9 protein-coding genes are annotated in these 14451 nt (G+C 55.3%); 6 read left to right on the plus strand and 3 right to left on the minus strand.

What is annotated here, in order from left to right:
* Nucleotides 1–71 precede the first annotated feature (71 nt).
* Together ACWAU4_RS00590 and ACWAU4_RS00595 are read left to right on the plus strand one after the other, a co-directional pair.
* The gene (locus ACWAU4_RS00590; protein ID WP_208125360.1) at nt 72–476 is read left to right on the plus strand and encodes a hypothetical protein; all 405 of its coding nucleotides are present in this window, start codon (nt 72–74) and stop codon (nt 474–476) included.
* A gap of 41 nt (nt 477–517) precedes the next feature.
* Nucleotides 518–1429 carry a cation diffusion facilitator family transporter gene (locus tag ACWAU4_RS00595; RefSeq protein WP_025010789.1) on the plus strand — a complete coding sequence of 304 codons (912 nt, stop codon included), beginning with the start codon at nt 518–520 and terminating at the stop codon, nt 1427–1429.
* A gap of 21 nt (nt 1430–1450) precedes the next feature.
* On the opposite strand, the gene hmpA is transcribed toward ACWAU4_RS00595, so the two are convergent.
* Nucleotides 1451–2641 carry an NO-inducible flavohemoprotein gene (hmpA, locus tag ACWAU4_RS00600; RefSeq protein WP_144133272.1) on the minus strand — a complete coding sequence of 397 codons (1191 nt, stop codon included), beginning with the start codon at nt 2639–2641 and terminating at the stop codon, nt 1451–1453.
* Between the two features lie 389 nt (nt 2642–3030).
* On the opposite strand from hmpA, the gene ACWAU4_RS00605 reads away from it, so the two are divergent.
* Nucleotides 3031–5217, plus strand: a complete 2187-nt coding sequence (locus ACWAU4_RS00605; RefSeq protein ID WP_107111055.1) for an OsmC domain/YcaO domain-containing protein — start codon at nt 3031–3033, stop codon at nt 5215–5217.
* A gap of 2297 nt (nt 5218–7514) precedes the next feature.
* Here the strand turns inward: ACWAU4_RS00605 and ACWAU4_RS00610 are convergent.
* Together ACWAU4_RS00610 and hutI are read right to left on the minus strand one after the other, a co-directional pair.
* Nucleotides 7515–8741, minus strand: a complete 1227-nt coding sequence (locus ACWAU4_RS00610) for a DUF3644 domain-containing protein (RefSeq protein ID WP_208125361.1) — start codon at nt 8739–8741, stop codon at nt 7515–7517.
* Nucleotides 8742–9061: 320 nt separating this feature from the next.
* Nucleotides 9062–10288, minus strand: a complete 1227-nt coding sequence (gene hutI, locus ACWAU4_RS00615) for an imidazolonepropionase (RefSeq protein WP_144224349.1) — start codon at nt 10286–10288, stop codon at nt 9062–9064.
* Between the two features lie 146 nt (nt 10289–10434).
* Between hutI and hutC the strand changes: the two genes are divergently transcribed.
* From hutC to hutH, 3 genes are read left to right on the plus strand one after another with little or no spacing between them, the layout of a single operon-like run.
* Nucleotides 10435–11157, plus strand: coding sequence for a histidine utilization repressor (gene hutC, locus ACWAU4_RS00620; protein ID WP_025889536.1), 723 nt, complete (start codon nt 10435–10437; stop codon nt 11155–11157).
* Between the two features lie 47 nt (nt 11158–11204).
* Nucleotides 11205–12875 carry a urocanate hydratase gene (gene hutU / locus ACWAU4_RS00625; protein WP_208125362.1) on the plus strand — a complete coding sequence of 557 codons (1671 nt, stop codon included), beginning with the start codon at nt 11205–11207 and terminating at the stop codon, nt 12873–12875.
* On the plus strand, nt 12875–14416 hold the full coding sequence (hutH, locus tag ACWAU4_RS00630; RefSeq protein WP_454290406.1) for a histidine ammonia-lyase: 1542 nt from the start codon (nt 12875–12877) through the stop codon (nt 14414–14416). The genes hutU and hutH overlap by 1 nt, the downstream gene beginning before the upstream one ends.
* The last annotated feature ends 35 nt before the right edge of the window (nt 14417–14451 follow it).

Below are 14451 nucleotides of genomic sequence, written 5' to 3' on the forward strand. Positions count from 1 at the left end.
CTATAAGCTATTGTTGAACTTTTTCTATTGTCATACACTATCGGGCCCTTTGGTTTGTTGGTTGGGCCCGCATGCGTTTTTCATCTGCACGTCTGTTGCTGCTAATGGCTTGGTTGGCCGCGAGTTTTACCCTGGCCGCCGAGATAGGCGACACGGCCGTGGTCGGTAAACTCTATTTCAGCGGCGCCGAACTGCCCGGGCAATTGACTCCAGAGGGGGCCGGTTGGTGGCCGGAGCCTATTTGGTTGCTGTGGCTCATGGGCCTTGGCAGCTTCTTTTGCCGTTTTCGTTGTTTTGCGCTCTGGCTGCTTGCTTTGCTGGCGTTGCAACTCAAGTTTGCCATTCGGGTCGACGACAGCCTGCTGTGGAGCAGTTGGCTAGTGTTGCTATTGCCGACACAAGTGTTGTTTGGCCTGATTTTGCTGTTGATTGACCGGGGCGAGGGCGCACGAGCCCAGGTAATCACCCTTGACTGACGATAGTCCAATTCCCAAGCCGTATTAAGGGGGAACAATAGATGTCCAGAAAAGCCAGAGCCGCCATGGTCTCGGTCTGCTCCAATATTTCGCTGATCATCATGAAGGTGGCGGCGGGTATTGTCAGTGGTTCGGTCAGTATCATTTCAGAAGCGATTCACTCCGCCATGGATTTGGTGGCGGCCTTGATCGCCCTGTTTGCCGTGCGCCGCGCCGATGTGCCGCCTGACTGGGATCATCCCTACGGCCACGACAAGATAGAGAATGTTTCCGGGGTTATTGAGGCGCTGTTGATTTTGGCGGCGGCCGGCTGGATTATTTTCGAGGCCGTCGGCAAGTTGCTCAGCCCCTCAGAGGTAGAAGGCCTGGGCTGGGGGGTATTGGTGATGCTGTTGTCGGCACTGGTAAACACAGGCGTCAGTGCCTATCTCTACCGGGTGGCCAGGGAAGAACAATCGGTGGCGCTTGAGGCCGATGCCCTGCACCTTAAGGCCGATGTGCTCACCTCTCTCGGGGTAGCCGTGGGGCTGCTGCTCATCTGGGTGGGTGGCTATTTTGGCCATAATCTGGCGCTGCTGGATCCCATAGTAGCCATAGGGGTGGCGCTGTTTATTCTCAAAGAAGCGATAAGCATGTTGGATCAGGCCTTCAAGCCGCTGTTGGATCACAGCATCAGCGAAGAGGAGCTGAACCAGGCCGCCGAGATAATCGCGCACCACTGTCCCAATGAAGGCGGCTTTCACGACTTGCGTGGCCGTCAGGCGGGCAGACGGCGTCATATCGACTTCCATCTGACCTTGCCCAAGGAGATGAGCGTTGGCCATTCCCATGCCATCTGTGACCGTATCGAGCAGGCCTTGATGGCTGCCATCCCCCATGCGGCGGTGTTTATCCATGTGGAGCCGCTGGAAGAGCAGCCCGAAGAAGAAGGCTTACTGCAACAGGGCGCCTGAAGCGGCGCCCGTATGGCTGCATCAGAGCCCTTGATGGGGGCCGAACACTTCATAGTGGATCTGCGCTTCCTCAATACCCAGAGCCAGCAACTGCGCCTTGATGCTCTGCATAAAGCCTATGGGGCCACAGCAGTAGAATTGGCCCTCGGATGGCAGCATGGCCGCTATCGGTTCCAGCACCATGGTGCCATTCAGGTCATAATCCTGTCCCTGAATATCAGTCTCAAGCGGCTGGCGATACCAGGTCAGTGCCTTGAGATTTGTCTGCTCGGCCTGTTTGCGGCGTATCTCTTCGGTAAAAGCATGCTGGGCGCCATTTTCACAGGCATGCAGCCATAGTGTCTCGGCGCAGTCTTGCTGCAGGCGGCTGTTTAACATGCTCAGCATAGGCGTCAGGCCAACTCCGGCAGATAGCAGCACAACCCGGGTGTCAGGCTCAGTATTCAGGAAAAAATCCCCCGCCGGCGGGATCAGCTCAAGCTCGCTGCCAATATCGAATTCATTATGCAGCAGGTTGGAAACCAATCCTTCGTTTTCACGTTTAACGCTGATGCGATAGTTGCGGCCGTTGGGGGCATCCGACAATGAGTATTGGCGTATCTCGGTATGGGCCAGCGCCGGATGGCTGAGTTTGAGGTTCAGGTATTGCCCCGGCTTAAAATCGGCCACAGGGCCGCCATCCTTGGGCGTGAGTTCGAAGGAGGTAATGGCGGCAGACTCGCGGCGTTTGTTGCTGACAACAAAGGTGCGGGTGCCGCTCCAACCTCCTTGTTTGCCTGCGGCATCGGCATAAATCTGTGCTTCGCGGCCAATAAAGATATTGGCCAACACCCCATAAGCCTTCTCCCAGGCGCCCAGTACCTCTGGCGTGACGGCATCGCCACCGAGTTCTTCCAGAGTGGCAAGCAGATGCTTGCCGACTATGGCGTATTGCTCGGGTTTGATCAGAAAGCCTGTGTGTTTCTGGGCAATTCTTTCCACGGCTTCACCGAGAACAGCCAGATTGTCGATATGTTGGGCATAGGCGGCGACGGCATTGAACAAGGCTACAGGCTGATCGCCCTTATGCTGATGAGCCAGGTTGAACACATCTTTCAATTCAGGATTGTGGTGGAACATGCGCTGATAGAAGTGTTTGGTCAGCTCTGGGCCGGCGGCAACCAGCAGGGGAATAGTACTCTTGACCACTTGGATAGTGTGTTGATCCAACATAAAGACAACCTCAAAGATTCATTTAAGTTATATGTTCAGCGATAAAATAAACATGCATTTGATTTGGATCAATAAAAATCCTGACTGGATCTGTCAGGCATTCAGTATGGTTCGCAAAAACACTCGTGTGCGTGATGTATATCTATGTTTTATCGTATCTAGATCCTGATTCTGGCTTGTTCGTATCTCTGGTTTGCTTCTTTGGTTCGTTTCTCTGCTGCCGGAGCCGAGTCGCCTTCAGTGGCCAACAATGACTTTTGCCGTTAAAAAGCGGATAATTCCCCCAATTTTGCTCAATTTGACCCAGATCACAGCCGGTCGCCGGTTTTACCGCAGCGGCGAGTGTCATCGGGAGAGCGGGAAACCCCGCCGGAACTCGGAACTATCCAATGGAAATCAAAGTAAATTTTCTCGACAACCTCAGACTCGAAGCCAAGTTTGATGACTTCAGTGTCATTGCCGACCAGCCAATCCGCTACAAGGGTGATGGCTCGGCACCGAGCCCGTTCGACTACTTTCTGGCTTCATCAGCGCTGTGCGCCGCCTATTTTGTGAAGGTGTACTGTGTCGCCCGCGATATTCCTACCGAAGGCATTCGCCTGTCGCAAAACAACATAGTCGACCCGGAAAACCGTTATAACCAGATCTTCAAGATTCAGGTGGAACTGCCGGACACCATCTCTGACAAAGACCGTGAAGGCATACTGCGTTCCATCGACCGCTGCACTGTGAAGAAAGTGGTTCAGACCGGCCCCGAGTTCCAGCTGGAAACCGTGGATAACCTGGATCAGGACGCCCAGGCGATGCTGATGCTTAAGCCGGATGACAGCCACAGCACCTTTATTCTGGGTAAGGATCTGCCGCTGGAGCAGACCATAGCCAACATGACCAACACCTTGGCCGAACTGGGGATGAAGATAGAGATCTCCTCCTGGCGTAACCTGGTGCCCAACGTCTGGTCGCTGCATATCCGTGACGCCGCTTCTCCCAAGTGTTTTACCAACGGAAAGGGCGCAACCAAAGAGAGCGCGCTCTGCTCGGCTCTGGGCGAGTTTATCGAGCGTCTCAGCTGCAACTTCTTCTACAACGACCAGTATTTCGGCCCCGAGATCGCCAACGCCGAATTTGTTCACTATCCCAATGAGAAGTGGTTCCAGCCCGGCCCCAACGATGAGCTGCCAGCCGGGATCCTCGATGACTATTGCCTGGAAATCTACAACCCGGATGGTGAGCTCTGCGGCTCCAATCTTATCGACACCAACTCGGGCAATGTCGAACGCGGTATCTGCGCCATACCCTATGTGCGTCAGTCCGATGGCGAGACTGTGTATTTCCCCTCCAACCTGATTGAAAACCTGTATCTCAGCAACGGCATGAGCGCAGGCAACAATCTGGATGAGGCCAAGGTGCAGTGTCTGTCCGAGATTTTCGAGCGGGCGGTGAAGCGCCGCATTATAGAAGAGGAGCTGGTTCTGCCTGAGGTGCCGAAAGCCGTGCTGGCCAAGTATCCCTCGATAGTGGCCGGCATAGAGGCGCTGGAGGCGCAGGGCTTTCCGCTGGTGATCAAGGATGCCTCCCTCGGCGGCCAGTTCCCCGTCATGTGTGTGACCCTGATGAACCCCCGCACCGGCGGCGTATTTGCCTCCTTCGGCGCCCACCCCAGTTTTGAGGTGGCGCTGGAGCGCAGCCTCACCGAACTGCTGCAGGGCCGCAGTTTCGAGGGCCTAAACGATGTGCAAAAGCCTACTTTCAACAGCATGGCGGTGCAGGAGCCGGAGAACTTTGTTGAACACTTTATCGACTCCAGCGGAGTGATCTCCTGGCGTTTCTTCAGTAGCAAGCCGGACTATGAGTTTGTCGAATGGGACTTCTCCGGCAGCAACGCCGAAGAGAGCCAGAGCCTGTTCGGGATTCTTGAAGAGATGGGCAAAGAGGTCTACATCGCCGAGTTTACCGAGATAGGCAATGCCTGCCGGATCCTGGTGCCAGACTTCTCTGAGGTGTATCCGGTATCGGATCTGATTTGGGACAACACCAACAAGGCGCTGGACTACAGAGAAGATATTCTTAACCTGCATCGCCTCAGCGACAGCCAACTGCAAAGCCTGTCTGAGCGCCTCGAAGACAGCCAATTGGATATCTACACGGATATCATCACCCTGATAGGCATAGAGTTTGATGAAAACACCGTTTGGGGCCAACTGACGATACTCGAACTTAGACTGCTAATCTGTCTGGCCATAGGTGAACTGGAAGAAGCGCTGGAGCTGACCGAAACCTTCCTGCAGTACAACAACAATACTGTCGCTCGTGGCCTCTTCTATCAATGCCTGCAGGCGGTGTTGGAGATCAGCCTGGACGATGAACTCGAGCTGGACGACTACCGGTACAACTTAGGACGTATGTTCGGCCAGGAAACCCTGGATGCCGCCATAGGGTCGGTCAATGGCACAGTGCGCTTCTACGGCCTGACCCCAACCAATATGCAGCTCGAAGGCCTGGAAAAACACCAGCGGCTGATCGAAAGCTACAAGAAGCTGCATGCCGCAAGGGCTAAGCTGGCCGCCAAGAAGTAGTTTAAGTTCAAGGGGCGTGTATGCCCCTTGATAATCCTTATTTGCAACAACGGCTTTCGGCGACCCCGAGGGGGAGTCGGTGCAATTCCTCACCCCAAAGTGTCGTATTCAGCTGCAGATATACACCTAATTCCAGGCACAGGCGGAACTGTGACCTTCCGAGCCAGGGATGGCGAGGCAGAGCTTACAAGGACGTACTCGCAGCGAGTCACAGGATCGCCTGTGCGAAAAGCGCACCGCAGGTGATGGGCTACACCGTGGCCGGAAGCTAGGCCAGCACTAACTTAAGAACTTTTAGCTAGAAGCGAAGCTATGATAGCCGCTGTGCCAGCGGCTTCAAGTCGTGGAGCTTCGCCCCACACCCGAGGAAAGGGGGCTGTATCGACTCGCCCCCTTTCCAAACCCCCAGCGACCCGCGACGCAGCGGAAACCCCCTTGTGCTTATGATGCCAATTCGCTATCGCGCCAGACGCTCAGAGTCACATCCATGTGACTCTGGCCCAGCTCAACATCCTGTTTCGCGCTCGTTAGCTCGTCGCTAGGCGACACTCGCCCCTGATTAACTGGCGCAGAATAGGCATCTGCCGGACAGGAGTCCCAATGCCGTGAAGGGCAGGACGCCCGTGAACGGCCATGCCTCGCTACGCGATTGTCATCAACGCCCTGCGGCCGCTTCGAGCGGGAGTTGGTGCAATTCTGTTAGCACTGAGTAGCTTGAAACATCTGAAGTGTTTGCAGACATACACCCATTTTCTAGGCACAGGCGGAACTGTGACCTTCCGAGCCAGGGATGGCGAGGCAGAGCTTACAAGGATGTACTCGCAGCGTGTCGCAGGATCGCCTGTGCGAGAGTGCACCGCAGGTGATCGGCTGCATCATGGCCGGAAGCTCGGCTAATACTAACTTAGATACTTTTAGCTGGAAGCTATGTTAACCGCTGTGCCAGCGGCCTAAAGTCGTGGAGCTTCGCCCCACACCCGACCAAGAAGGGATCAACAGCAATCCCCTCTTGGATCTCCCTTGCCGCCCCACACGGTGTCGAAAGCCCCTCGGCCTAATGGCGCAAATAACTACCGCTTCAGACGCTCATCCCTGATTCGACTGTCGCTGCTTCGGCATCCATGCCTCAGCCACGTTATTTGCGCCAACGGCTTTCGGCGACACCGAGGGGGAGTCGGTGCAATTCCTCATCCCAAAGTGTCGTATTCAGCTGCAGATATACGCCTAATTCCAGGCACAGGCGGAACTGTGACCTTCCGAGCCAGGGATGGCGAGGCAGAGCTTACAAGGATGTACTCGCAGCGTGTCGCAGGATCGCCTGTGCGAGAGCGCACCGCAGGTGATGGGCTGCAATTTTGCGAGCAGCTAAGACCAAGTTTATTGGTGATTTTTGGCTTAAAGCCATGATAGCCGCTGTGCCAGCGGCCTAAAGTCGTGGAGCTTCGCCCCACACCCGAGAAAAGGGGGCTGTATCGACTCGCCCCCTTTCCAAACCCCCAGCGACCCCCGACGTAGCCGAAATCCCCGCTGGCTTATGAAGCAAATTGGCTACACTCAGGACTCGCATCCGTGCTCGACCTTCGAGCCTCGACATCCCTGCCTCGGCTACGCCAATTTGCAACAACACCAGCGGCGGCTCCGAAGGGGGATTGGTGCAACTCTGTTAGCACTGAGTGGTTTGAAACATTTGATAAATCTGCAGATATACGCCTCATTTCCAGGCACAGGCGGAACTGTGACCTTCCGAGCCAGGGATGGCGAGGCAGAGCTTACACGGACGTACTTGTAGCGTGTCACAGGATCGCCTGTGCGAGAGCGCACCGCAGGTGATGGGCTACACCGTGGCCGGAAGCTAGGGCAGTACTAACTTAGGAACTTTTAGCTAGAAGCGAAGCTATGATAGCCGCTGTGCCAGCGGCCTAAAGTCGTGGAGCTTCGCCCCACACCCGACCAAGAAGGGATCAACAGCAATCCCCTCTTGGATCTCCCTTGCCGCCCCACACGGTGTCGAAAGCCCCTCGGCCTAATGGCGCAAATAACTACCGCTTCAGACGCTCATCCCTGATTCGACTGTCGCTGCTTCGGCATCCATGCCTCAGCCACGTTATTTGCGCCAACGGCTTTCGGCGACACCGAGGGGGGAATTGGTGCAATTCTATTAGCACTGAGTAGTTGGGGAAAGACAGGACAGCCAAATCTTTTCTGTCGTTACTTGTCAGAGACTGGCCCCTGCAACGAGCTTCCTTGCAGCTCAGAAAGTATTTAGGATGTCCTGTATGTTTTTTGTATCTAACATATCAGCGCTTGTTCCTAAGTTGGTTGCGCCTAAATTCCTTAGCCGATTCCAGCCACTGGGGTTGCTTTAAGTTGTCTACAAACCATCTGATGAATTTTTCAGAATAGCGAGGCCTTCCATCAATCACCCAACGCATATCGGACTTTGTCTGATTATTAATTTTGTGTTTATTCAACACGGCCTGAAAAGCGCCACTCTTAATTGAAATGGTTGCCTGCCGTTTGTTTATTTCGTCAATGGCCTTGCTCATATGATAGGGGTGAGTAGCATCTGGATCTTTAGTCTTCGTGATGATAATAGCCCCTTCACCGGTATCACCAACACTAAGCGACAGATCACTGTCATCTTCTCGTTTAACGAGAGCAAGCCTGTAATCAACAGGGATTGAGAACTCTGTAGAATCAATTTTCTTCGTTGTTTCGTCAAAACGTTGAATGAATTTGGCTACTGATTGAGCAGCATGTTTACCATACAACTTTTGAATTAATGCTACTTCTGGAGCGGGGCCATCTACTACCAAACTCAGCATACCCACACTTTGTCCAGCAAGAGGCGCATTCCCCATTTCGTTTCTATAACGTGTTTGATAGTTCAGAACAGTTGCTTGAAAAAGTCGGGATAATTGTGGTTGTAACTCTGGTATCAGCAAATGGATGGCGTGGTCACGTAAATCAATAATCGTCTCTAAATTGATTCTGACGGGATCTTTTTCTTGCAGCCTCCGTTTAACCGCATCTGAAATGGATATACTTTTATCCCCATCGTAAAAGATTCTTTCATACCCTTCAGCCTTGAGGATTTCTGCTTTAAGTAGTAGTTCCCAAGCATTGACCATCATGATTGCAAAGGCTTCAACACGATTTTTCATACTTGGGCGGTTATATACCTCCAGCGCCAAAGTGAATGCATCGAGGCTCCGACTAACCAGTTTGTCGTGAAAGTACTCTTCAGGTGTTTTCTGCTTAACCTTTGCTGACTGACTCATTACCGCAAGGAATGCGTCATTTGATAAGGCGCTTATCCCTTCAATACGGTATTTGGTACGAGAACCAGCATGAAAAATGTACTTATCAAGCAACTTCTCATTAATGTACTTGTTGATGGAGTTTTTACTATACGTGGTGCGTTGGGCTACCATCTCAGCGGTAAAGGTAGTGCCGTTGTCTTCAAACTCCCTTAAAACATCAGCCAACGTGATCTGGTTATTATTCCTTGCCAATTTATTCACATCCTTCTGTAGATTTTGATAGAAGCAAGTTATTGGTAAGCCCCTAGAACAATAGACACTTTTCAGCATTACTAAAATTTGGTCAATCTTTGCATGCCAGATTTAGCCCAAAATCACACTGATGAATCACAATGGGGCAGAACCAATCTCGAGCAATCTGTCAGCTATTGTCACGTCAAGGAAACGAAACTGACAGATTGGATTCAGATTAGTCCAGTTAAAACTGATGAGTTTAAGCTGTGCAGCTATTCCCTTGCGCTGGGAAGCTTGCGCACAAGCTATAGCAGGTCGGTGACCTGCCATCCAATCACTTGCCAAACTTATTGATGAATAAGTTTGCCCCCCTTGATGACATCCACCAACGGATTCACGCCGTAGCTGTAGGCGAGTTCCGCTGGGGTTGAGATCCGCCACAGGCAGAAGTCGGCATCCATTCCCTGGCGCAGCATACCTATGCGCTGCTCGCGACCCAGGGCGCGGGCGGCGTTGCGGGTGACACCGGCCAAGGCCTCTTCCGGCGTCAGGCGGAACAGGGTGCAGCCCAGGTTGAGCATCAACAGGGTTGAGCAGATGGGAGAAGTCCCCGGGTTGAAGTCGCTGGCCAGCACCATGGGCACCTGATATTGGCGCAGCAAGGCTATCGGTGGCAGCTGAGTTTCCCGCAGGAAGTAAAAGGCGCCGGGCAACAAGGTGGCGCAGGTGCCGCTCTCGGCCAGAGCCTTGACCCCGGCTTCATCCAGATATTCGATATGATCCACAGACTTGGCCCCCAGACGAGCGGCCAGTATTGAGCCGCCCATGTTGGAGAGCTGCTCGGCGTGCAACTTGATATCCAGCCCTTTGGCCTTGGCGGCGCTGAGAATGGCTTCTGTCTGCTGCAGGTCGAAGGCGATATTTTCACAAAACACATCCACGGCATCGGCGAGATCTTCCGCCAATACCTGAGGCAGCATCTCCTCGATTACCAGTTGCACATATTCCTGCTCCCGGCCTTGATATTCGGCTGGGAAGGCGTGGGCGCCCAGGAAGGTTGTGACCACATCCACATGGTGGTGTTTGCCCAGCTCGCGGGCGACCCTGAGCAACTTGAGTTCGGTGGCGGTTTCCAGCCCGTAGCCCGATTTTATCTCCACCGTAGTAACCCCTTCTTTGGCCAGGGCGTTGAGGCGGCGGCGAGCCTCGTCGAACAGTTCGGCCTCGCTGGCCTCACGGCAGGCCTTAACCGTGCTGATAATGCCGCCACCGGCACGGGCGATTTCTTCATAGCTGGCGCCCTTGAGACGCAGCTCGAACTCGTTGGCGCGGTTACCGGCAAACACCAGATGGGTATGGGCATCTATCAACCCGGGGGTCAGCCAGCCGCCTTTGCCCTTATAAACCGGAGTTGCCAGCACGTCGAAGGCAGGCAGTTCGCTGCGCTTGCCAATCCAGGCTATTTTGCCATCTTTTACTGCCAGGGCCGCGTCGGTGATGGCGCCATAAGCCTCTGATACAGAGGGGTCCATAGTGGCAATATTGATATCTATCCAAACCTGATCCCAGGACATGCTTGCTCCTTGTTGTTTGCCTTAAAGCCGGCCGCGGTGGCGGCAACTGCCGTGATTTTGTGAGCTAACTTGTATTTACTTGTATATACAAGTTAGGATTATAGCCGAGTTTTTCAGCAGATTGAAACCAACACAGAGTCGATTCGATGAGCACAGCCAAGTTCGCCCGCATTAAACAGTACATCTCAGACCGCATTGAGTCAGGCGAATGGGTGGAGCACTCCAGGGTGCCTTCCGAAAATCAACTGGCGGAGCTGTTTGAGTGCAGCCGGATGACGGCCAGACGGGCATTGACCGAGCTGGTGGACAACGGCGTGCTGGAGCGCAGTCAGGGGCTGGGTACCTTTGTGGCCGAGTTCAAGTCGCAGTCATCCATGTTGTCTATCCGTAATATCGCCGATGAGATCAAGGCCCGCGGCCATGGTTACAGCGTGCAGGTGCTGGAGCTGACCGCCATAGAGGCCCTGGCGCCTATCGCCATCGCCCTGGGGTTGGAGACCGGCAGCCGAGTGTTTTACTCGGTGCTGGTGCACTGTGAAGAGGGGCTGCCGCTACAGCTCGAGGAGCGCTTCGTGAACCCTCAGTTAATCCCCGACTATCTGCAGCAGGATTTCAATTTGCAGACCCCTCATGAATATCTGTCGCAGGTGGCGCCTTTGACCGAGGCACGCCACACCATAGAGGCGATAGTCGCCAATGAACAGATACGCGCCCGTTTGGCGATTCCCGCCAGCGAGCCTTGTTTACAGATACTACGCCGCACCTGGTCACGCCAGGGCGTGGTGAGTTTTGCCCGGCTGATCCATCCCGGCAGCCGCTTCCGTCTCGGAGGGCATTTGACCTTCAGAGGCGAACATAAAGCTAAATAAAAACAACAAAATAAACCACAAGACAAGCAACAGAGGAATGGAAGTTTATGGATAAGAGACATGATCCGGCGCGCAAAATCATTGCGCCGACCGGCACCACTCTGAACTGTAAGAGCTGGCAGACCGAGGCGCCGCTCAGAATGCTGATGAACAACCTGCATCCGGATGTGGCAGAGCGCCCCGAGGATCTGGTGGTTTACGGCGGTATAGGCCGCGCCGCCCGCGATTGGCAGTGTTTCGACAAAATTGTCGAGGTGCTCAAGCGTCTGGAAGAGGATGAAACCTTGCTGGTGCAATCCGGCAAGCCGGTGGGAGTATTCAAGACCCACAGCGATGCCCCCAGGGTGCTGATCGCCAACTCCAACCTGGTACCCCACTGGGCCAATTGGGAACACTTCAACGAGCTGGATAAGCAAGGACTGGCTATGTACGGCCAGATGACTGCCGGCTCCTGGATCTATATAGGTACTCAAGGCATAGTCCAGGGCACCTACGAAACCTTTGTGGCCGTGGCCAAGCAGCATTTCGATGGTGAAGCCAAGGGCCGCTGGATCCTGACCGGTGGCCTGGGCGGTATGGGCGGTGCCCAGCCTCTGGCCGGTACCATGGCCGGTTTCTCTGTGCTGGCCTGTGAAGTGGACGAGACCCGTATCGATTTTCGTCTGCGTACCCGTTATCTGGACAAGAAGGCCCATAGCCTGGACGAGGCACTGGCGATGCTGGAAGCCGCCAAGGCCGAGGGCAAGCCGGTTTCCGTCGGTTTGCTGGGCAATGCCGCCGATATCTTCAGTGAGCTGGTTGAGCGCGGTATTACTCCGGATGTAGTGACAGACCAAACTTCGGCGCACGATCCGCTGAATGGCTATCTGCCTCAGGGTTGGACGCTGGAGCAGGCCAAGGAGATGCGCCTCAAAGACGAGGCCGCTGTGGTCAAGGCCGCCAAGGCTTCCATGGCGGTGCAGGTTCAGGCCATGTTGGCGCTGCAAAGCCGCGGCGCCGCGACCCTGGACTATGGCAATAACATCCGCCAGATGGCGTTTGACGAAGGCGTGGCCAATGCCTTCGATTTCCCCGGTTTTGTTCCCGCCTATATCAGGCCGCTGTTCTGTGAAGGCATTGGCCCGTTCCGCTGGGCGGCGCTCAGTGGTGACCCCGAGGATATCTACAAGACAGATCAGAAGGTGAAAGAGCTGATCCCGGGTGACCCACACCTGCACAACTGGCTGGATATGGCCCGTGAACGTATCGCCTTCCAGGGGCTGCCGGCCCGTATCTGCTGGGTTGGCCTCAAAGACCGCGCCCGGCTGGCGCTGGCCTTCAACGAAATGGTGAAAAACGGCGAGCTGTCGGCGCCTGTGGTCATAGGCAGGGATCACCTGGATTCCGGCTCTGTAGCCAGTCCCAACCGGGAAACCGAATCCATGCTCGATGGCTCGGATGCCGTCTCCGACTGGCCGCTGCTCAATGCGCTGCTCAATACTGCCGGTGGCGCCACCTGGGTGTCGCTGCACCATGGTGGGGGTGTCGGCATGGGCTTCAGTCAGCACTCCGGGGTAGTGATCCTCTGTGACGGCAGCGATGCCGCCGCCAAGCGGGTATCCCGGGTATTGTGGAACGATCCGGCCACGGGCGTGATGCGTCATGCCGATGCCGGCTATGAGATTGCCAAGCACTGTGCCAAAGAGCAGGGCCTGGATCTGCCTATGTTGGAGGACTGATGATGACCACTCAAATCACTCTGACACCGGGAAGCCTGACACTGTCTGAACTGCGCAGCATCAGCCGCGCGCCAACCCAGCTGCAATTGCATCCGGAATTGCTGGCAGCTATCAACAGCAGCGCCGCCGTGGTGCAAAAAGTATTGGATGAGGGCCGAACGGTTTACGGCATCAACACCGGCTTTGGCCTGTTGGCCAACACCAAGATTGCCCCGGCGGATCTGGAACTGCTGCAGCGCTCTATCGTGTTGTCCCACGCCGCCGGTACCGGCCAATTGATGCGCGATGAAACCGTGCGGCTGATGATGGTGTTGAAGATCAACTCACTGTCCCGCGGTTTTTCCGGGATCCGTCTCGAGGTGATCAACTTCCTGATCGCCCTGGTCAATGCCGGTGTCTACCCTTGTGTTCCCGAGAAGGGTTCAGTGGGCGCCTCGGGCGACTTGGCGCCGCTGTCGCACATGTGTCTGCCGATCATAGGCGAGGGCGAAGTGCGTTATCAGGGGCGCATCATGCCCGCCATCGAGGGCTTGAGTATCGCCGGTCTGAAACCGATTGAATTGGCTGCCAAAGAGGGCCTGGCCCTGCTCAACGGCACCCAGGCATCGACGGCGTTGGCACTGGAAGGCTTGTTCCACGCCGAGGACCTGTTTGCCGCCGGCTCTGTGGTCGGCGCCATGAGTGTCGAGGCGGCCATGGGCAGTCGCAGCCCGTTCGACCCGAGAATTCATGCGGTGCGCGGTCAAAAGGGCCAGATAGACTCGGCGGCAGTATTCCGTCATCTGCTGGGGAGCGGCTCCGAGATTGCCGAGTCACACGCCAATTGTGAAAAGGTGCAGGACCCTTACTCCCTGCGCTGTCAGCCACAGGTGATGGGGGCTTGCCTGACGCAGATCCGTCAGGCGGCCGAAGTGCTGGAAATTGAAGCCAACGGCGTGACAGATAACCCGCTGGTGTTTGAAGATACCGGCGAGATCATCTCAGGCGGTAACTTCCATGCCGAACCCGTGGCCATGGCGGCGGATAATCTGGCGCTGGCCATTGCCGAGCTGGGGGCCATCAGTGAGCGCCGCATTGCGCTGCTGATCGATTCCAATCTTTCCAAGCTGCCGCCATTCTTGGTGGAAAACGGTGGGGTTAACTCGGGCTTTATGATTGCCCAGGTGACAGCCGCGGCACTGGCCAGTGAAAACAAGACCTTTGCTCATCCGGCCTCTGTCGACAGCTTGCCGACCTCGGCCAACCAGGAAGATCATGTTTCCATGGCGACCTTTGCCGCCCGCAGGCTCAAGGATATGGCGGAAAACACCCGCGGAGTACTGGCAGTGGAACTGCTGGCTGCGGCCCAAGGGCTGGATTTCCGGGCACCGCTGCAGCCAAGCCCGGCGGTAGCCAAGGCCAAGGCTGAACTGCGCGAGCGGGTTACCTTCTATGACAAGGACAGGTACTTCGGTCCGGATATCACCAAGGCTACTGAGCTGCTGGCTAGTGGGCGCTATAACGCCTATCTGCCAAAGGAACTGCTGCCAAGCAGCCTCTGAGCCGGGAATAGTTGAAAGGGTCAGCAGGCCCTTTG

This window comes from Shewanella sp. FeAMO (genome assembly GCF_053653955.1).

What these genes read in the sequence shown, in the direction of transcription:
- hutH (WP_454290406.1), top strand. Translation starts at nt 12,875, where the DNA reads ATGATGACCACTCAAATCACTCTGACACCGGGAAGCCTGACACTGTCT.
- hutU (WP_208125362.1), top strand. Translation starts at nt 11,205, where the DNA reads ATGGATAAGAGACATGATCCGGCGCGCAAAATCATTGCGCCGACCGGC.
- ACWAU4_RS00590 (WP_208125360.1), top strand. Translation starts at nt 72, where the DNA reads ATGCGTTTTTCATCTGCACGTCTGTTGCTGCTAATGGCTTGGTTGGCC.
- hutC (WP_025889536.1), top strand. Translation starts at nt 10,435, where the DNA reads ATGAGCACAGCCAAGTTCGCCCGCATTAAACAGTACATCTCAGACCGC.
- ACWAU4_RS00595 (WP_025010789.1), top strand. Translation starts at nt 518, where the DNA reads ATGTCCAGAAAAGCCAGAGCCGCCATGGTCTCGGTCTGCTCCAATATT.
- hutI (WP_144224349.1), bottom strand. Translation starts at nt 10,288, where the DNA reads ATGTCCTGGGATCAGGTTTGGATAGATATCAATATTGCCACTATGGAC.
- hmpA (WP_144133272.1), bottom strand. Translation starts at nt 2,641, where the DNA reads ATGTTGGATCAACACACTATCCAAGTGGTCAAGAGTACTATTCCCCTG.
- ACWAU4_RS00605 (WP_107111055.1), top strand. Translation starts at nt 3,031, where the DNA reads ATGGAAATCAAAGTAAATTTTCTCGACAACCTCAGACTCGAAGCCAAG.